Raw genomic sequence first — 19,275 nt, forward strand, 5'->3', positions numbered from 1 at the left:
GTGCCCGTCAGCATCGAGACGTTCCTCGCCGACCTCAGGGCGCTCGTCGAGTGCGAGTCGCCCTCCGCCGACCGGGCCGCGGTCGCCCGGTCGGCCGACCTGGTCGCCCGCATAGGTGCCACGCGACTCGGCGTGGCGCCCGAGCGCATCACCCTGGACGGGTGGTCGCACCTGCGGTGGCGGTTCGGGGACGGCGACCGCCAGGTCCTGCTCCTGGCCCATCACGACACGGTCTGGCCCGTCGGCACGCTGGCGGCCCGGCCGTACCGGCTGTCCGGCGGGGTGGTGCGCGGCCCCGGCTGTTTCGACATGCTCGCCGGCCTGGTGATGGCGATCCACGCCGTTGCCGGCCTGCCCGAGCGCACCGGCGTCACCCTGCTCGTGACCGGGGACGAGGAGCTCGGCTCGCCGAGCTCGGCCGCCCTGATCGAGGAGGAGGCCCGCCGGTCCAAGGCGGCGCTCGTCCTGGAGGCCTCGGCCGACGGCGGCGCCCTCAAGACGGCCCGCAAGGGCGTGTCCCTGTACGAGGTGCGCGTCACCGGCCGGGCCGCGCACGCCGGGCTGGAACCAGAGAAGGGCGTCAACGCCACTCTCGAACTGGCCCGTCTGGCTCTGGCGGCGAGCGCCCTGTCGGACCCGGCGGCCGGGACGACGGTCACCCCGACGGTGTTCGCCGCGGGCACCACGGCGAACACGGTGCCCGCCCACGGCTCGTTCGCCGTCGACGTACGCGCGTGGACCCACCGCGAGCAACTGCGCGTCGACCACGCGCTGCGCGCGCTGGCCCCGCTCGACTCCGCTGCGGTGATCGAGATCGGGGGAGGCGTCAACCGGCCCCCGCTGGAGGAGCCGTCCAGCCGGGAGCTGTTCGGCCGGGCCGCCGCCGTCGCGGCCCGGCTCGGCCTGCCGCCCCTGTCCGGCACGGCCGTCGGCGGCGCCTCCGACGGCAACCTCACCGCCGGCGCCGGCACCCCGACCCTCGACGGCCTGGGCGCGGTCGGCGCGGGAGCCCACGCCGACCATGAGCACGTCGTCGTCGACCTGCTGCCCGGCCGCACCGCGCTGCTGCGCGAGCTGGTCGCCGAACTTCTGGAGGACGAGTCGTGAGCATGCTCGACCTGGCGGCGCGGGACGCGGGCAGACGGGCCGAGAAGGCGGGCGTGGTGATCAGGGAACTCCAGGACCTGGACGAAGCCCAGGCCCTGATCGACCTGCTGCTGGAGATCTGGGGCCGCCCGCTGATCACGATGGAGTTCCTGCGCGCGCTGACCAAGGCGGGCAACTACGCCGCGGGCGCCTACGACGGTGACCGGCTCGTCGGCGTCTGCATCGGCTTCCACGAGGAACCGGCGGCCCGTACCCTGCACAGTCACGTCGCCGGGGTCGCCCCCGGCATGGAGGGCCGCAGCGTCGGCATGGCGCTCAAGCTGCACCAGCGCGCGTGGGCCCTGACCCGCGGCATCACGACGATCGAGTGGACGTACGACCCACTGGTCGGCCGCAACGCCTACTTCAACATCGTCAAACTGGGCGCGCTGCCGGTGGAGTACCTTCCGAACTTCTACGGCGCGATGCACGACGCGATCAACGGCGCGGACGACTCCGACCGGCTGCTGGTGCGCTGGAGCCTGCTCGCGCCGAGGGTCGTCGCCGCCTGCGCGGGGACGCCCATCGACCGCCCCACGGGCGGCCCGTCGAGCCGCCGGGTCGCCACCCCGCCCGACATCGAGGCCCTGCGTGCCGCGGACTCGGCCGCCGCCGCGGCCTGGCGCCGCGGGCTCCGCGCCGAACTGGAGCCGCTGATGGCCTCCGGCGGGCGCGTCGTCGACTTCGACCTCGACCTCGGTTACCTCGTCGATCTGGAGTACTGATGAAGCTGCGCGGAATCGAACTCCGCCGTGTCTCGATGCCCCTGGTGTCGCCGTTCCGTACCTCGTTCGGCACGCAGACCGAGCGCGACATCCTGCTGATCAAGGCGGTGACCGACGACGCCGAAGGCTGGGGCGAATGCGTCGCGCTGGCCGACCCGCTCTACTCGGCCGAGTACGTCGACTCCCAGCAGGACGTCCTGCGCCGGTTCGTGCTGCCGCGACTGGCGGCGCATGAGAGTCAGGCCGCGCTCGCCCGGTTCGGCGCCGCCGCCGTCGCCGGTCTGCTGCACGCGGTCAAGGGGCACCGGATGGCCAAGGCCGCGGTGGAGATGGCGATCCTCGACGCGGAACTGCGCCCCCTCGGCCGCTCCTTCGGCCGCGAGCTCGGCGCCGTCGCCGACCGGGTCCCCAGCGGCGTGTCGGTCGGCATCCACGACTCGATCCCCCAATTGCTGGCCGCCGTGGAGGGTTATCTGGACGAGGGGTACGCCCGGATCAAGCTCAAGATCGAACCGGGCTGGGACCTGGCTCCGGTGGCCGCTGTACGCGACCGGTTCGGCGGGGACGTGCCGCTACAGGTCGACGCCAACACCGCTTACACCCTGCGCGACGCCCGTCACCTGGCCAAGCTCGACGCGTACGACCTGCTGCTGATCGAGCAGCCGCTGGAGGAGGAGGACGTCCTCGGGCACGCCGCGCTCGCGCGGGAGCTGGCGACGCCGATCTGCCTGGACGAATCCGTCGTGTCCGCGCAGACGGCCGCCGCGGCCATCACGCTCGGCGCGTGCCAGATCATCAACATCAAGCCCGGCCGGGTCGGCGGATACCTGGAGGCCAGGAAGATCCACGACGTGGCCGCCGCCCATGGGATCGCGGTCTGGTGCGGCGGCATGCTGGAGACGGGCCTCGGCCGCTCCGCCAACATCGCCTTGTCCGCCCTGCCCGGCTTCACCCTGCCCGGCGACGTCTCGGCGTCGGACCGCTTCTACCGCACCGACATCACCGAGCCTATCGTCCTGGTGGACGGCCACGTCCCGGTGCCCACCGGCCCCGGTCTCGGCGTCACCCCCGTACCGGAGCTGCTGGAGCGGGTGACGACCTCGGTGGAGTGGATCGACTTCTGAGGAGCGCGCCTATGCTGCCGGGCGTGAGTCAGCGACCGCGTGCCAGTCTCGGCCGGGTCCTGGACGACCTGGGCTCCACCCTTCTCGAACTCGTCGCAGGCGACGTTGACCAGCCGGAGGGCATCAGCGCCCTGGCCATCTTCGACCCGCTCGACGAACCCGTACTCGCCCCCCGCTCGCTGGTGCTGGGTGTCGGGGTCGACCCGGCGAGCGGCACCCTGGCGCCGCTGCTGCGCGCACTCGGTGACCACGGCACGGCGGGCCTGGTCGTACGGGCGCCGGTCGCCCTGACCCCGGAGGTGCGCGCGGCGGTCCAGGACAGCGGCGTGGCCCTGATCGGACTGCGCCGGGGCGCCACCTGGGCGCAGCTCACCGCCCTCATCCGCGCGATGCTCGCCGAAGGCGACATCGGGGTCACCAGCCACGAGTCCCTCGGCGGCCTGCCGTCCGGTGACCTGTTCGCGGTGGCCAACGCCGTGGCCGCCCTCCTCGACGCCCCCATCACCATCGAGGACCGCAGCTCGCGGGTGCTCGCCTTCTCCGGCCGCCAGGACGAGGCCGACCCCTCCCGGGTGGAGACCGTCATCGGCCGCCAGGTGCCCGAACGGTACGCCGCCCGGCTCACCGAGATGGGGGTCTTCCGCGACCTCTACCGCCACCACGCCCCGGTCGTCGTCAGCCCCCAGAACCTGGGCTACGACGGCATGACGGTGCAACGCGTCGCCATCGCGGTCCGCGCCGGCGACGAGGTCCTGGGTTCGATCTGGGCCGCCATGGACGGCGAGGTCGACGGCGAACGGACCCAGGCCCTGCTGGACGCGTCGAAACTGGTCGCGCTGCACCTGCTGCGGCTGCGGGGCGGCGCCGACGTCCAGCGCAGATTGCGGACCGACCTGATCGGCACCGTCCTGGAAGGCGGCGCCGGGGCGCGGGACGCGCTGGCCCGGCTCGGCCTGTCCGGCCGCCGCCTGGTCATCGTGAGCGCCGGCCTGCTCGACGACCATGCGCACGCCGACCTCGAACGCCTGGCCGACGCCCTGTCGGTGCACCTGTCGGCGACCGTGCCGTCCTCCGCTGTCGCCGCCGTCGGCGGTACGGTCTACGGCCTGCTGCCCGTGGTCACGGCGACGGCCGGCCCCGAGCAACGGGTCGCCCGGCTGGCCGCCGACTTCGTCGACCGCGTGGACGGCAATCTGCACGCGATCGTGGCGGTCGCCCCGGCGGGGTCGGACATCAGCGCCATCGTCCACGGCAAGGCGCAGGCCGACCGCGTGCTGCGGGTGATGCGTGAGGGCCATACCGGCCTACGGGTGGCCCGTCTCGACGACGTCCAGACGCTCGCCCTGGTGCTGGAACTGCGCGACCTGGCCGCCGCCCGCGACGAACGCCCCGGCGGCGCGATCGCCCGCCTGATGGAGTACGACGAGCGCAACAACGCGGGCCTGGTCGAATCCCTCGCGGCCTGGCTGGACGCGCTCGGCGACGTGGGCAAGGCGGCGGCCGCCCTCTTCATCCACCCGAACACGCTGCGTTACCGCCTGCGCCGGGTCGTCGAGGTGGGCGAGCTCGACCTGAACGACCCGGAGCAGCGGTTCGCGGCGATGCTGCAACTGCGCATCCTGGCGCAGCGCTGAACGTCAGGCGATTCAGGGCCGGGGCCGGCGGATTCTTGGGCAACCGCTCGGACACCGCCGCGACGAGGTCGTCGAAGGACGGGGTGAGGTCCACCGTCTCGCTGGAAAACCGGTGGGCGGGACCGATGATCACGGCCCCGCCCACCGGCGGTTCATGTACGGCCCGGCTCCGCGGCACCGAGGGGACTTCGGTCGCGATCGGAGCCGGGCTGGTTCAGTTGTGGATCCGGACGGCTCCGGCGGTGATCTGCTGCGGGTCCGCCAGGTCCAGGTCGTATTCCAGTGAGGGACTGTTGTCGTAGACGTTGTCCCGAAGCGGGTAGGGGCCCGTCTTCAGGTCCCACACGACCAGCCTCAGCCGGTCGGGGTCGTAGCCGTACAGGACGAACCCACGTCCGTCCGCCGTCGTGCCCTTGACGGCGACCTTGTCGTCGGGCGTGACGACCAGCCACTCCAGCGTCTCGGAGGCCACGTCGAAGTCCGTGCCGTCGACTCGGAACGAGACCTTGCCTCTGGTCGGCTCGGGGCCTTCGTCGTGTGGCCGGTAAGCCGGATTGAACTGGAAGTGGCCCTTTCCTGCGACGGGTTCCGGCGAGGCGAGGTGGCCGCCGCCGGTCGCGAAGCCCGCGTCCGGGTCGTAGACCACGACCATGGTCTCCCGTGTCCGGGTTCCCAGGTCGTCGTCGGTCACCGTGACCTTGATCGTGTACATGCCCGCGTGGGTGTACCGGTGCGAGCGGTCGCATCGGTCGTCGACCGCTGCGAAATCCTCCGTGGTGCCGTCGTCCCAGCCGACCACGCACGTGTGCGTGTCGTTCTCACCCGGATCGCTGACCGGCACCGTTACCGTGACGTCTGTGCCCACGCGGTAGACCGACCAGGGCTCGGGACCGAACCCCGCGGGATCGGCGGCCAGGGCTTTCTGGGCGGGCTGGCTTGTGGCGGCGACGCGCGGCGCGACATTGCGGACGGTGACGGTGGCGCGGTCGGTCACCGGGCCGTTCACCCCGTCGTTCGCCGTCAGGATGGCGACGAACTCGCCGTCGTCGTTACAGGTGATCGTCGTCTGGGCGGCGCGCGGGTCGGCGACCACGCAGGCCGCGCCGGGATCCGTTCCCGACACCGGCTGCAACGTCCAGGTGAGGGAGGGGGTGGACTCGCGGTCGTGCGCGTACCCGTTGAGCGTGATGAAAGCGCCCTCGTCCCCCGTGACGTCCACGCCGGCGCTCACGGTCGGCGGTTCGTCGACCGGAACGGGGAGGGATCCTCCGCTCCCGCCGTCAGTGATCTCGACCCAGAACTCGTCGCTGATCGGAGCGCCTGGGGTGGGATCGGTGTAGAGGATCCTGTCGCCGGTGTAGTAGGCGCGGAGCCTGCCTCCCGCGACCGAGTTCTGGCGCTGTGGCACCGCACGAACCGAGAAGTCCCAGTCGGGGTTGGACGCGCCCTCGATGGTGGAGGCGAAGGGGTACTCGTCGCACTGTTCGCCCGGAGGCTGCGGCGGTCTGGGCAGCCACAGGTCGAAGTAGACGTCCCGCTGGACGCCCGTGCGATAGCAGGCGGCCTCCTTGTGGTCCTCGTGGTTCTTGGCCAGTCCGGTGTTGGCCGGGTCGTAGCGGTGCAGCCCGGGGTCGGCGGCGCTGCCCAGACGGCCGGGGATGAGCTTGTCCCTCGGCGGTGGAAAGCCCGCCGGAACCAGGAGCGGATAGGAGTCGTTGGGCGTGTCCTGAGCGATCTTGATGTGGTTGGCCACCAGGGCCACGTCTCTGTCGCCTGTCGAATAGGTGATGTGGGGTAGTACCTCGTTGAAGACGCAGGCCTGCGGCGCGAACTGGAAGTACGTCGCCGAGTCGCACCGGATCATCCGATCGGGGGTGTCGACGGGGGTGAGGAGTTTGAACTTTCCCTCACTACCTGAACCGATCTTGATGAACCACCGGTGGTAGAGCACCTTGTCCTGGAACGTCGAGCGGTCTTCATGGGAGTAGATGTCCCACTTGGCCCACACTCCCGTGTCCCAGGAGGCCAGGGTGTGGTCCACGCCGGAGAACGCGCCGTGACAGTAGTCGGGCGCCTCACGGCAATCGCCGACCGCGCTGAAGGACTGGTTGGGAGCGGTGAACCAGTTGTCCCACAGGCCCCAGTCGTAGTCCACCGAGCCCTTCTCGATCCGGAAGAAGACGCGGACTTTTCTGGTCTGATTGCTGGCCAGGCCGATGATGGTGAATTCAGCCTCGGTGGTGCCCACCTTCTTGGGAGGTTTGTCGGTGTAGATCTCGTAGTAGTCGATCTTGAGGTCGCCACGTTGGCAGTATTGGAATCGGTTGTGAATCCGGCCGACCACGCTTCGCGCGCCGGGGAGTGACGTGCAGTTCTTGACGAAGTTCTCGTCGGGCTCGTCGGGCGGTTCGGCCATGGCGGCGGCGACGCGGTTCTGCTCTTCCCCGTCCCCGAACTCCGCCGAGTCCCGGTAGGACTTCTGCCCCGTCGCGATCGCGGTCTCCCGGGCTTCCGCCTGCGCCTCCTCAGGAGAGAGCGCCGCGGTCTCCCGCTGAACCTTGGCTTTCATGTCGTCGGCGCTGACCGTGCTGCCGTCGCCGAATCTGAAGGTGGCCTCCGCCGAGTATTTGACGGAAGGCTCTCCTGCGGGTTCGGGACCGGCGGCCGTGGCGGGCTGTGTCATTCCCGCCACCAGTACGGCCGTCATCGCCAGAATCATTGCTTTTCGCTTCGAAGGACGTAACCCCAACGCCTCTTCCCCCTCGTAATTTGATCAGGAAGCGAATCGGCGCGAGCGTAACACTGACGATCTTGGTGATCAATGGTGGTTTTCAGTTGTCAATGACTCTCATTGACCGAGCAGGCGGAGAACGTCTTGTCTTCTCGTGGCAATTCGCTCGGTCACCAGCGAAGACAACGCACAGTAGGCGGCGGTCCGAGCGTCCGGGAACATCGCCGCTCTCACGGCGTTTCCCGCATGTGCCCGGAGGAACGCGAGCCGCCGCAGGCCGGCAGTCATGCGATCTCGGCCGACGGGGTCGGCAAGCGATGCGCCGGCGACGTGGCCTTCCTCGTTCCAGCTCCTGATCAACAGTCCCAGAGACTCGGTGTCCTCGACCAGCCGGGACATCCCCGCGTCCAGCGCCGCCGAGATCAGCGGCTCGTCCGCCACGTCGGCACGGCGGGCGCACCACCGCGCCTGATCGACGGCGACGTGCCGCAGCGTCGCGTCGTCGCTTCGGTCGAGGAGCCGGGCGAGCTCGGGATCGAGTTGCCGCACCTCGTGGCCGGACAACGAAGGCGGATCCTCGAGCAACGGCCGCAAGGGGGCGGCGGTGACCGGCTCGGCGAAGAGCGTCTCGGTGAGGGGCGTCCCCGCGAAAGACTCCAGAAGCCGCAGCGCACCGCAGGCTCCCTGCCCGCTATCGAGGGAAAGCCGTCCCGGATCACTACCCCACCGCACGGACGGATTCCTCGCGTCGAGGCCCGCGACCAGCTCACCGTCCACGGCCAGCGCCACGTGACATGCTTCCGGAGCGACGAGCACGGACATGGCCTGCGTCTCCGCCGAGAGCGCGCGCAGGACCTCCGGCCGCGCCCCCTCGGCGGCCGACATCTCCAGGAGCAGAACCGCCTTGTCACACGGCTTGGCGAGACACAGCCGCGGATATCCCGCGTCGAACGAGCGCGAGAGCCGTACGGCGTCCTCGAGGGTCATCGCAGCGGGAGCATCGAGCGCGCCGCACCTGGCCAGCGCGGATCCCGCGTCGATGCCCGTCGCCGCCGTCAGGCAGAACGCCTCCCCGAGCCACGAGTAGGCTCCAGTTGACGTCATGGCGGTCAGCGCTTTCTCACGACGGCTCAGGGACTTGGTTGAGGTCTGTCCGGCTTCTCGTCGCCACAGTAGTCTCCGATCGCCACGTCAAAGAGGAGCGAGCGCCAAAATCCCGAGTCGTCGAGCAGAGCGGACGGGTCGATTCTTTCAATGGCCATGCTCAGCGAATCCGCGAGCTCCTCGAACGCGTCGGGATCCGCTCCGGCCGCAATACCTGAGATCTCTGTCTGGAAGAAGGCCAAGAAGAATCCTGCACCGATGAGTTCACGTGGAATTCCGTGAACACATGATCTTCGACGTACGCCACCGCACCGGTACGGCAGTCTGCGTAGTAGGACCCTTCACCTTCCGTGCAAAGTCGTGAATATCCGGCGCGGGCGCTGCCGCCCGAACCACTGTCGAAACGCTGCTCTGCGTCTCCGGCGTTGGCAACGTCGGTCATGAGGCTGCGGCCCGTTCGCGGATCTCCACCGCCGTCTCAAGCATCTGCCGAGTGCTGGTGAACCAGTCCTGCAGATTCAGATCCACGATGAGCTCGTCTGCGCCGGACTCTGCGGCCGTGTGGATGTCGTCCATGATCTGGTCGAGAGTGCCGACGAACGGCGATCGGTCAGGTCCTGCCGGACGGTCGGTGAAGGTGACGTTTCCCACCACGACCATCTCCATCCGGCTCGTGTCCCGGCCATACTCAGAAGCCATTTCCCGGATGCGGTCCCAGCGTGCGCGCAGTTCTGCGGCTCCTTCCGGGCCCGGCGTGGTCAGGAACGGCAGCCAGCCGTCCGCGCGTTTGGCGATGCGCTGCACGGCCTTGGCGCCGGCACCGCCGCCCAGCATCACGGGGATTTTCGAAACGGGCTTGGGCAGGACCGAGGCGTTGTCGATGACTACGCGAGGACTCCGGAAGTTCACCGGGTCCGGCCCCCACACGGCATCGAAGACGTCCAGCGTCTCGTCGAGGAAGCGGCCGCGATCCGCTCGGGTCGCGCCAGTGGCCCGAAACTCGTCGCTGGACCAGCCGGTGCCCATACCCGCGATCATGCGGCCGCCGCTGATCTGATCGATCGTGGCCAGCGCCTTCGCCAGCTGGACGGGTGTGTGGAGTGCGGCGATCAGAACAGAAGTACCGAGGCGCACCTGTTCGGTCGCCACCGCCGCTGCGGTGAGGACTGCGAGGGGGTCGGCGGCCTGCCGCTGGGTTTCCGGCCACGGCACGTTCGGCGGGGCATATGGTTCGGCGGGTGTCTCCGGGAAGAGCAGCCGTTCGTACGTCCACAAACTGGCGTACCCAGCCGCTTCGGCCGTTTTGGCCGCTTCGACCAGGTCGTGCTGCAGGTCGACGCCCAACCTCTGGGGCAGACGAAGTCCGAGTCTCATGTGAAACCCCCGATGTAGTCGTGATTGTTCGTGGCCGCCGCAGGAACTGAGCCGAGCCTCACACCTACCCCTGCCTTCCGGGCAGAGTGCGGATTTCGGCTGTGCTCGGTCCACCCAGCGAGTCTTGAACACTCACATTGATGTGAAGGTCAAGTCATAGGCTTGAGCACATGAGAATCGGAGAGCTCGCGGAGCGTACCGGCGTATCCCGCCGGCTACTGCGCTACTACGAGGAGCAGGGGCTGATCACAGCCAGCCGCGCCCCCAACGGTTACCGTGAGTACCAAGAGTCACACGTGGACGTCGTGCTGCAGATCAAGGGACTGCTCGACGCCGGACTGCCGACCCGAATCATTGAGCAGCTCCTGCCGTGCCTGGACAAGCCGCAGACCATCTACGTCCCCGACGTGACACCCGAAATGATCACCACACTGCAATGCGAACAAACTCGGCTGTCCGAACGCATCGAGTGCCTGACCCGTAACAGAGACAGAATCGCCGAGTACCTCGACGCGGTTCTCAGAGTCAAGTCAGCGAAAACCGAGAGCAGGGCCTCGTCATGATCTGACGAGCCTCTCGCAGACGGTGGGTCACGCGGCGTCGATCTCGACGGGGAAGGCGGCCAGGCGCCATTAGAGCCGCGTCTGCCGATGCCGTCTACGGCGCGGCGGTGACGTCCCTCTTCGACCAGCTGTGCATGTTCGTGATCACCCGGATGAAGGTGCTGCCGATCCCGATCAGCGATGCACTTTATGCCGTTTTATATCGATTTCCTTCGGTACGAGTTTTCCACGATATCCGCGCTTTCGGCCCGCGCCCATCATCGGGAGGTCTCAGAGAGGGAGATCAGCCATGCTCGACATGTTCGTGAGGACCTACCGCGATCGGACGTACCGGTTTCCCACCATGTTGCGCCACAACGGGATGGTCGTAGCCTTCGCGATGGACGAACGGCGCCGTATCCATTACACGGTGCTCGACCTGACGACGGGGTCCTCCGACGTGGCGGCGTGGTCGGCGAATCCGCGTGAGCTGGCGTTCCCCTCCGAGTTGGCGCGGGTAGGGTACGGCGTCGCCGAGCAGGTCCAGATGCCGGGCCGGATGCCGGGCAGCGGCGCGGACACGTTCATGTCGTCGACCGCGCGGCTGACCGCGGCGGTCCCATTCCAGGTGCTGTCCGACGGCCGGTACCTGTACGTGCTTCGGCAGGCGGTCGTCGAGCCGTCGCCCGAGGCGCTCCTCGCATCCCACACCATGCTTGCCGACCCGGCAGCGGACCCCGCCGCCGTGGCCGCGGCGCGGGAGGTGGTCGTGGACCACGAGAACATGGTCTACGCCGCCAATGCCGCCGATGGCCCGGTGCCGGTGGTCGACGGGAGACTGCTCATCGACCGGTTCCTGCTCGTGGGGGCCGAGTTAAGGCCCAAGCGGGAGGTCCGTTTCAAACGCAGCCGCAGCAGGACCCGGCCGCAGAGCGGCAAGGACAGCCTCGGCGCCGAGGACCTGGAGCGGCGGCCGTTCATCGAGCCCACTCAGGAACTGCGTTTCGTGTCCCCGCTGAACGGCGGTCGGTTCGCCGCGGTGCTGACCCCGACCAGTGTCGCCGAGGCCCTGCGATGGCAGATCTTCACCCACGACCGGACGGCGGGCCTGCTCTGGTCGTACAGCGTGGAACGCTCCTCCGACGGCCTGTTCGACACCCGGGGCTCGCATGCCTACACCTGTCTCGAACACGACGACGTCTACACGCTGACGCCCGGCACCTGCCCGCACCCGCTCTCTAAGGAAGAGCCCGGGAAAGTCTGCGGCGAGGATCTGGTGCCGAAGGTCGGCACATCCGGCTCGGCCGGCTCGGCCCTGTCGTTCACCGGAGACAGTGACCAGGTCCGCCTCTCCGGCGTGCCGGCGCTCGGGCACGAGTTCACGATCGAGGCGTGGATCCGGCCACAGGGGATCGGCAAGGAACAGGCCCTCGTAGGCGGCATCACGAAGACGCCGGCGAAGGCGGCTCCGTCGGTTTGGCTCATCGACGGGTCGCGGCTGCGGATCGGCTTCGGCGACGGGACGGCCTGGCACGAGGTGGTCACCGGCGACATCGTCACGCAGGGTGAGTGGAACCACGTCGCCGTGACCTTCGATCCGGCCACCTCGCTCCAGGTGTACGTCGGCGGTGGGCTGAGGCACATCACCTCTGATCTGCGCGGTCTGGCCCCGGCGCTCGCGCCGGTCAGGTCCGTCGGCGCCGGGTTCGCCGGGCTGATCGACGAGGTGCGGTTCTGGTCGTACGCCCGATCGGGCACCGATGTACGGGCGGACCTTCGGCACCGCCTGTCGGGCGCAGAGCCGGGGCTTGCGGGTTACTGGCGCTTCGACGAGGGGACGGGCGGCACCGTCTGGGACCAGACGGGCAGTGGCGCGAGCGGGAGCATAGTGGGCGCAACAGCCTGGGTGACGTCGGACGCGCCGATCGGGATCGGGAGCGAGCTGACCCGCTCGGCGCTGCGCGTGGACGGCCGTACGGTGGACGGGGGCCTCGCGGCCGCTCTCTACTACCAGCAGGAGCCGGTCTCCGGTGGCTACGACCCCGCGACCGCCAAGCCGTCCAAGCAGGCCGCGCGGGTGATGCTCGCGGCTGTCACCTCGGCCGATTCCGGCGGCTCCGGACAGGAGGTGGCCGTGCTGGACTTCGGGGTGGGAGGGGACGGCCGGCTGGCGGAGGTACCGACCGTGGTCCGTCTCGTCGAGTTGGCCGCCGAGGGCGCCCAGGGCGAGCCGACGACGGAGCTGCTCGACCAGATCGCGGAGGACGAGAGGGTCCTGGCCGGGCTGGACGCTCAGATCGCCGAGCAGACCGTCCTCATCGAGGCCGACCAGGCCCGTGCCGATGGCCTGCGGACATTTCTCGACGAGGGAGGCGCGCCGTCGACGAATGCGCTGGATGTGTACTGGGGCCTGCTGGGCCTCATCGACGCCCGGGACGCGGTCGCCCGCCTCGAAAGGGCCCCAGGGATCGATCCGACGTTCCTCGCCCAGGCCAGGGCCAACGTGGACCGGCTGACCACCGAACTGCGCGCATGGCAGCGGCAACTGGCCCAGACGCTCCCCGGCCACCGCGCCCTGCTCGCGTCGTACCGGGAAGCCTGGACGGCGAAGACGGCTGAGGTCGCCGACAAGCGGGCGCGCCTGACGGGGGACAGGCCGCTGGTGATGCCGCTCGTCCAGCTCGACCGGCGGGGACTCGGGGTGACGGGCGCCGTACTCGGCTTCGCGCGGACCGGCGAGGCGCCGGTGCTGTTCGACAGCGCCCTCGGCCGGCTCTCCCTGTATTTCCGGGGGCCTGCCGGTGAGTTCTCCGCCGCCTCCTACTACGCGCTCACCGCACGGGCCAGGCTGACGCTGCCGACCGGGGGAGACATCCCCGGCGAGCTCGTCTTCGTCGCCAGGGGCGCCGAACCCGATTATGACGGGCTGACCATCGTGACCACGAAGGATGCCGACCCGGACCTCTGCACTCTCACCATTACCCTGCCGCGTGACGGCGGCGCGATCACCGAGACATGGGGACGGATGCCGCGCGATCCGGCGGTGCTCGCGGCGATCCTCAACGGGACGGCGGCCACGTCGTTCGCCGGGCAGGCGGACCCGGTCGACGGCAAGACGGGGACGTTGTCGTTCCTCGACGGGCTGCGGGTGCCGCTGGCGGCAGGGGACCTGCTGCGGGTCGGCACCGGGCTCGTCGTGGTCGCCGACGCTGTGCGGGCAGGGGCCGTGAGCGTGCCGATCGAGCCGTCGGAGCTCGACCTACGCGCAGGCGGGCCGGTGACCCGCCTCCCCTACGATCCCGCCGCGGCGTCCACCACCCAGCCGGGCGCGGATCTGTCGGCCGGATCCCTGCTGGTCGTGGTGGACGCGAGCCGGGCGGCGGGGGCGGTGACGGTGGAGGCATCCGACACCGCGGCGGCGACGCGATCGTGCGGGTGGTCGGCGGTCACGCCCGGAACGACCCTGAACTTCGACGGCCAGAACACCCTGGCGGGCGTCATCCACGAGACCGCGCTGCAGTTCTACATCAACGTACAGAACCCGGCTGACCACCAGGCGGTGGTGATCCCCGCCGTCGGCGACCTCAACGTGGTGGGCGACATCACCATCGAAGCGTGGGTCCGTCCCGACGTGATCACGGGCTCGCACACGATCGTGGGACGCGGCTACACCCTTGACCCGCCGGCCGAGGTGGTGCTGCGGATCTTCGACGGCATGTACCAGGTCGGATCCTGGGACGGGACCGACCATATGGTCAGCGTCCCGGTCGATCCGCAGGACCTCGGCACCTGGGTGCATCTCGCCGGGGTCTACGACGGCGCCACCCAGACCTGGCACCTCTATCGCAACGGCGTGCGGGTGGGTTCGCTGGCCGCCGCCGTGGGTGCCATCGAGGTCCCCGCGGGCTGGTCGATCGGAGCCTCGGCCGATGGCGAGGACCGCTTCTTCGTCGGAGGCATCGACGAGATCCGCCTGTGGAAGCACGCCCGTACGGCGCTGGAGATCGCCGAGGGCGTGCGGACGCGGCTGACCGGCGCCGAGCCCGGCCTGGCGGGTTACTGGTACGGCGACAACGGCGTGCTGCGCGACCACACGCCGGCCGGAAACCACGGCAGCACCAAGGGCAGGCCCTGGGCCCTGGAATCCCCGCCCGCCCTCACCGGCACGGAGACTTTCTCGGCGCCCGGCGATCTGAGCATCGAGACCTGGGTCAAGGCAGACCAGCCGGGGGACCTCGGCTGGCTGGTCCAGCACCGCTCGGTCACCGAAGAAGGGGAGGACTACGCCCTCGCGTTGCGGCAGGAACGTCCGGTGGCGTTCGACGGGACCACCGGATACGTCGAGATCCCCCTGCCCGACACGCTCAGGAACCTCACGACCATCACCATGGAGGCGTGGGTCCGCGCCGATCACACGGACGGCGTCCGCACGGTCGTCTCGCACGGGCCTCAGCGCGGCCCCGGCCAGAACGCCCAGGTGGCGCTGCGCATCGCCGGCGGCACCTACCAGGCGGGGTGCTGGAACGGCACGGACAACTGGGCGATCGCCGCGATTCCCTCCGGAGAGGGTGGCCACTGGGTTCACCTCGCCGGGGTCTACGACGGCACGGCGTGGCACCTTTACCGCAACGGGGAGCTGCTGGCGTCGAAGCAGACGACCGTCGGCCCGCTGGAGGTCAACGGCCCCTGGGCCATCGGCGCCGCCGTCACGCCCCAAGGGGGGATCGAGGCGCCCTTCGACGGCGACGTCGACGAGGTGCGCATCTGGAAGCGTGCCCGCGGACCGGTCGAGATCGCCGCGGACATGCGACGGCGGCTCGGCGGCCGCGTGGCCGATCTGGCCGGCTGCTGGCGCGGTCCCCTCCAGTTCGGCCAGATGCCGAATGTGAGCGGGCCCGACCACGGTTACATCCACGGCGGGGTCACCCCCGCGCCGCTCAGCACCGAGGCCGCACCCCTGGCCGGCTATCGCGTGTACGCCTACGCGGGCGGCACGCAGGCCGAGACCTCCGAGCCGTTCCCCGCCAGCACCTGGACCCATCTGGCGCTGGCCGTCAACCGATCCCGGGCGTTGAAACTCGGCGGCGGCGCGTACCTGGACGCGGGCAGCGCCGCGAGTCTCAACCTGACCCGTGACCTCACCATCGAGGTGACGGCGAAACTGGACGACGCCAAGGCACATGGCCTGGTCAGCCGGGGAGCGGTGGGCTCCGGCACGGGCGGCACCGGCGACGCCGTGCCGTACTCGCTCGTCATCGACGCCAAGGGCCGGCTGGTTTTCACCTTCGAGGACAACACGCGTGCCGTCCATACCTACACCTCCTCGCCGAAGGAGCTGTTGCCCGGCGGCGTCCACCGGTTCGCGGTGACCCGCAAGCGCACCCTCGGTGCCGACACCTCCCAGGGCTCCTGGGACGAGATCGTCTTCTCGATCGACGGCGAGCGCGTCGGCACGGCGACCTACCGCGGGCCCGAGGTGGGCTCGAACACCGATCCCCTGACGATCGGCCTCGTACGGCGCGCCGGGGCGGCCGACGTGACGCTGCGGGGCACCCTCACCGAGATACGGCTGTGGAACACGGCTCGGGACGTCGCGCTCATCGGAGGTCCGATCACCGGCGAGGAACTGGGCCTGGTCGGCTGGTGGCGGCTGGAGGAGCAGGAGGGCAACGTCGCCTTCGACGTCAAGGGCGGCAACGACGCACTCCTGCACGGTCCGGCCACGTGGGTACGGAGCCCGGATCCGTCCGCGTCCCGGCTCGTCATCTACCGAGACGGCCTCCCCGCCGCGCTGATCCCCTCGCCCGGCTTCCTGGCCGGCCTCGGGTTCGTCGACGGGTTCTCGCTGGGCGGGTCCTCGACCGGGCCGGGCGGGCTGCGTGGGCAGCTGGACGAACTGCGCGTCTGGCGAACGGAGCGCACCGCCGAGCAGATACGGGACAACATGTTCCGCCGCCTGGCCGGCGAGCGGGAGGACCTCATCGCCTACTACACCTTCGACGCGCAGGCGAACCGGCGGCTGGCGGACGAGGGCCCACGAGGCAACGACCTCACCGTGCGCGCCGGGTCGTACACGCTGTCCACGGCGCCTATCGGTGATGACGTGCCCCAGGCCCGCGACGCCATCGCGAGCACGGCGACGCCGTTCAACACGACGATCGACAGTCCGCCCGCGGTCGCGGAATACGCCATGCTTGAGACCGGCACCGACGGCACGTCGGCCGGTGTCTTCAAGCGGTGCCACGCCTATATCGAGGACGGCGCGTGGCGGCTCGTCACCGGCTTCAAGATCGGCGACGTGGTCACCGAGTGGGTGGGCCAGGCGCAGTTCGACCCGCAGCTCATCGGCTTCATCGAGGGTGCGCCGCCGGTCCCGAGCGAGAACCTCACCGGGGACGACGACTACGCCGGGGCGAGCTCGGTCGCGCTGACCGAGGCGACCACGACGACCTACACTTACGCGAGCTCACGCGACGCCGGTGTCGACGCCTCGCTGGAGGTGTCCGCGTCCACCGGAGACAACTCGGAGATCCTGGCCGGGCTGATGGAGATCGAGGCGCCGCTGGGAGTCGGCATCGGCCAGGTCGAAATGATGCCCGTGGAGCAGGCCAAGGTCAGCGTCGGCGTGTCGGCGAGTGTCGAGACGTCGGCGAGCTGGCTGCACGACACGCAGACCGGGCAGGGAATCAAGGCCACCCGCGTGAGCGGCCTCGAACTGGCTGGCGGCAAGGAGAGCGTCCCGCTGTTCGCCGACCTCGGCAGCAGGTACGTGCCCGACAACGCCGGCATGGCGCTCGTGCAGTCTCAAACCGCGGACGTCTTCGCACTGCGCCTCGCCCACACCGGCGCCCTCATCGCCTACCAGATGCGTCCCAACCCGGACATCCCCGAGGACTGGAACATCATCACGTTCCCGATCAATCCGCAGTACACCAAGCAGGGCACCCTCGACGGCAAGGTGGGGCGCGACGCCGACCCCGATTATCCCAATGCGCTGACATACCGGCCCGACTCCAGCTATTTCAAACCGATCGAGGCGTACCAGCTCAAGACCCGGATCGAGCGCGAGCAGCAGGAGATGGCGACGCTGTTCGACCAGTACGACGCCGGACCGGCCGCGGCGGGGACCATGCCACCGCTGGTACGGCGCAACCTGGTCAACACCTATGTCTGGACGGCCGACGGAGGCCGCTACGCCGAGACGCAGGAGACACTCGACACCTACTCCGAGACCGTCGGCGGGTCGTACAGCCTCACCGCCTCCGCCGGCGGAGAGGTCAGTACCGACGTCTCGGTCTTCACGGTCGCCGTCACCGTCGATGTCAAGGCCAGCCTGGGAGGGCACCTGGAACTCAACGTCTCCAAGACCCGCGACTCCGAGACTTCCTTCGGGCTGGAGGTGAACCTGCCGCCCGGCCAGGACATCACGGCGGTCGACGGGCTGGGACAGCGGACGCGGGTGCCGGGCAAGGTCGACGCCTACCGGTTCATGACCTTCTACCTCGCCCCGGCGACCGATCACCACGACCTGTTCTTCAACCAGGTGGTCGACCCGATCTGGCTCGACCAGTCCGGCGAACCGTCCGCCGTCGCGCTACGCCAGGCCAGGCAGGACGGCAAGCGGCCGCCGTGCTGGCGGATCCTGCACCGCGTCACCTACGTCAGCCGGGTGCTCCCGCGGCTCCAGGACAACCCCGCACCGATCGACCGAGCCCTGCAGGAACTCGACATCGACAGCAACTACGAGCTCATCAAGCTGATCGGCCCGTTCGTCCGCGACAAGACCTCGCGATACGGCGACTTCCGGGCGGCCGTCGACACCGCGATCAACCGCTACCTGCCCGCCCTGTCGCCCCACCGAAAGGAGATCCTGGAGTTCCTGGCTTTGTACTACGGCGTCGTCGGCGCCTCATAGGCCCGGCCAGGTCCTGGCCCGCGGCGAGGGCGGCGCCGCAGGATGGGGCGATCCTCCGGTCAGGTGACTTCGAGGCGCGGTTCGATCTGTCGTGTGGGGAGGGCGAAGAGTGGATTCCTCCGGCAGCGAGCCCAGCAAGGTGAGGGCGTCGGCGCTCGGCGAGCCCGGTTCGGCGCGGTAGACGACGAGCAGTTGCCCGTCGGCGCCGGTGACGGCGAACTTCTCGTAGTGCAGTTCGAGGTCGCCGACGATCGGGTGGCGCAGGTGGTGCACGCCGCCTCCTGGATGCGGCTTGGCATCGTGGCGTGACCAGAGTCGGCGGAACAGGTCGCTCTTCACCGACAGTTCGCCGACCAGGTCGGTCAAGCGCGGGTCGTTGACGTCCGGGCCGACCATCGCCCGCAGGGCTGCGACCAGACTGCTGACCCGGTTCTGCCAGCCGGGCAGCAACTCCTGCGCGGCGGGGTCGAGCAGCACCGAGCGAAGAATGTTGTTGCCCGGGCTGAAGATCGGTGACAACGCCGCGGCGAGACGGTTGGCCGCCAGGACGTCCTGGAACGGCCCTTGGATGTACGCGGGGGTGTTGTGCCAGGCGTCGAGAAGTGGTTGCACGCCTTGTCGGACCCGCTCGGGGCGCCGCCGCCGAGGCTCTTCCGGGGTGCCGAGCGCGTGCAGGTGCGCGGTGGCGTCCTCGTCGAGGCCGAGCGCGCGGGCGATCGCGTCGAGCACCTGGGGTGAGGGGCGCCGGTCACGGCCCTGCTCGAGCCGCGTGTAGTACTCGGTGCTGATCCCGGCGAGCATGGCCAGTTCGTCTCGCCGCAGTCCCGGCACCCGCCGATGGCCGTTGCCGGGCAGCCCGACATCCTCGGGCCGGATCAGCTCGCGCCGGGCCCGCAGGTATTCGCCGATCAGGTTCACGTTCCCGACCATATGCCGGTTCGGGTCCCCTCTGGGTAGCCCTGGCGGCACCCCTCTCACCA

11 protein-coding genes are annotated in these 19,275 nt (G+C 69.7%); 6 read left to right on the forward strand and 5 right to left on the reverse strand.

All coding sequences use genetic code 11. The features are described 5' to 3' along the window. Genes Pph01_RS32345 through Pph01_RS32360 form a run of 4 tightly spaced genes read left to right on the forward strand, consistent with a single transcriptional unit; the run spans position 1 to position 4,629 of the window. Positions 1–1,107, forward strand: a complete 1,107-nt coding sequence (locus Pph01_RS32345) for a M20/M25/M40 family metallo-hydrolase (RefSeq protein WP_239117175.1) — start codon at positions 1–3, stop codon at positions 1,105–1,107. A gap of 2 nt (positions 1,108–1,109) precedes the next feature. Beyond that, positions 1,110–1,871 carry a GNAT family N-acetyltransferase gene (locus Pph01_RS32350; RefSeq protein WP_204077048.1) on the forward strand — a complete coding sequence of 254 codons (762 nt, stop codon included), beginning with the start codon at positions 1,110–1,112 and terminating at the stop codon, positions 1,869–1,871. Continuing rightward, positions 1,871–2,995 (forward strand): o-succinylbenzoate synthase, encoded by a 1,125-nt coding sequence (gene menC / locus Pph01_RS32355; protein WP_204076986.1) that lies wholly within the window; start codon positions 1,871–1,873, stop codon positions 2,993–2,995. Before Pph01_RS32350 ends, menC begins: the two co-directional genes overlap by 1 nt. Before the next feature lie 23 nt (positions 2,996–3,018). Then, positions 3,019–4,629 (forward strand): PucR family transcriptional regulator, encoded by a 1,611-nt coding sequence (locus tag Pph01_RS32360; RefSeq protein ID WP_204076987.1) that lies wholly within the window; start codon positions 3,019–3,021, stop codon positions 4,627–4,629. A gap of 214 nt (positions 4,630–4,843) precedes the next feature. Here Pph01_RS32360 and Pph01_RS32365 read toward each other — a convergent pair whose 3' ends face one another. The 4 genes from Pph01_RS32365 to Pph01_RS32380 all read right to left on the reverse strand — a co-directional run bounded on the left by Pph01_RS32365 (position 4,844) and on the right by Pph01_RS32380 (position 9,808). Then, positions 4,844–7,336, reverse strand: coding sequence for a NucA/NucB deoxyribonuclease domain-containing protein (locus Pph01_RS32365; protein WP_204076988.1), 2,493 nt, complete (start codon positions 7,334–7,336; stop codon positions 4,844–4,846). A gap of 141 nt (positions 7,337–7,477) precedes the next feature. Further along, positions 7,478–8,464 carry a DUF6461 domain-containing protein gene (locus tag Pph01_RS32370; protein ID WP_204076989.1) on the reverse strand — a complete coding sequence of 329 codons (987 nt, stop codon included), beginning with the start codon at positions 8,462–8,464 and terminating at the stop codon, positions 7,478–7,480. A 26-nt stretch (positions 8,465–8,490) separates the two neighbouring features. Continuing rightward, on the reverse strand, positions 8,491–8,706 hold the full coding sequence (locus Pph01_RS32375; RefSeq protein ID WP_204076990.1) for a hypothetical protein: 216 nt from the start codon (positions 8,704–8,706) through the stop codon (positions 8,491–8,493). A gap of 196 nt (positions 8,707–8,902) precedes the next feature. Further along, positions 8,903–9,808 (reverse strand): TIGR03619 family F420-dependent LLM class oxidoreductase, encoded by a 906-nt coding sequence (locus tag Pph01_RS32380; protein WP_204076991.1) that lies wholly within the window; start codon positions 9,806–9,808, stop codon positions 8,903–8,905. 200 nt (positions 9,809–10,008) lie between these two features. On the opposite strand from Pph01_RS32380, the gene Pph01_RS32385 reads away from it, so the two are divergent. Continuing rightward, a complete protein-coding gene (locus Pph01_RS32385; protein WP_204076992.1) occupies positions 10,009–10,401 on the forward strand; it encodes a MerR family transcriptional regulator in 393 nt (130 codons plus the stop codon). A gap of 289 nt (positions 10,402–10,690) precedes the next feature. Further along, complete coding sequence (locus Pph01_RS32390; protein ID WP_204076993.1) at positions 10,691–18,295, forward strand: laminin G domain-containing protein; 7,605 nt, start codon at positions 10,691–10,693, stop codon at positions 18,293–18,295. On the opposite strand, the gene Pph01_RS32395 is transcribed toward Pph01_RS32390, so the two are convergent. Continuing rightward, on the reverse strand, positions 18,290–19,213 hold the full coding sequence (locus tag Pph01_RS32395) for a helix-turn-helix domain-containing protein (protein WP_239117176.1): 924 nt from the start codon (positions 19,211–19,213) through the stop codon (positions 18,290–18,292). The genes Pph01_RS32390 and Pph01_RS32395 overlap by 6 nt on opposite strands. Positions 19,214–19,275: the final 62 nt, after the last annotated feature.

It is taken from the genome of Planotetraspora phitsanulokensis (assembly GCF_016863295.1).
GTDB lineage: Bacteria > Actinomycetota > Actinomycetes > Streptosporangiales > Streptosporangiaceae > Planotetraspora > Planotetraspora phitsanulokensis.

Excerpts from the sequence above, each read along its gene's own strand:
- Pph01_RS32350 (WP_204077048.1), top strand. The coding sequence starts at position 1,110 with ATGCTCGACCTGGCGGCGCGGGACGCGGGCAGACGGGCCGAGAAGGCG.
- menC (WP_204076986.1), top strand. The coding sequence starts at position 1,871 with ATGAAGCTGCGCGGAATCGAACTCCGCCGTGTCTCGATGCCCCTGGTG.
- Pph01_RS32365 (WP_204076988.1), bottom strand. The coding sequence starts at position 7,336 with ATGACGGCCGTACTGGTGGCGGGAATGACACAGCCCGCCACGGCCGCC.
- Pph01_RS32370 (WP_204076989.1), bottom strand. The coding sequence starts at position 8,464 with ATGACGTCAACTGGAGCCTACTCGTGGCTCGGGGAGGCGTTCTGCCTG.
- Pph01_RS32385 (WP_204076992.1), top strand. The coding sequence starts at position 10,009 with ATGAGAATCGGAGAGCTCGCGGAGCGTACCGGCGTATCCCGCCGGCTA.
- Pph01_RS32390 (WP_204076993.1), top strand. The coding sequence starts at position 10,691 with ATGCTCGACATGTTCGTGAGGACCTACCGCGATCGGACGTACCGGTTT.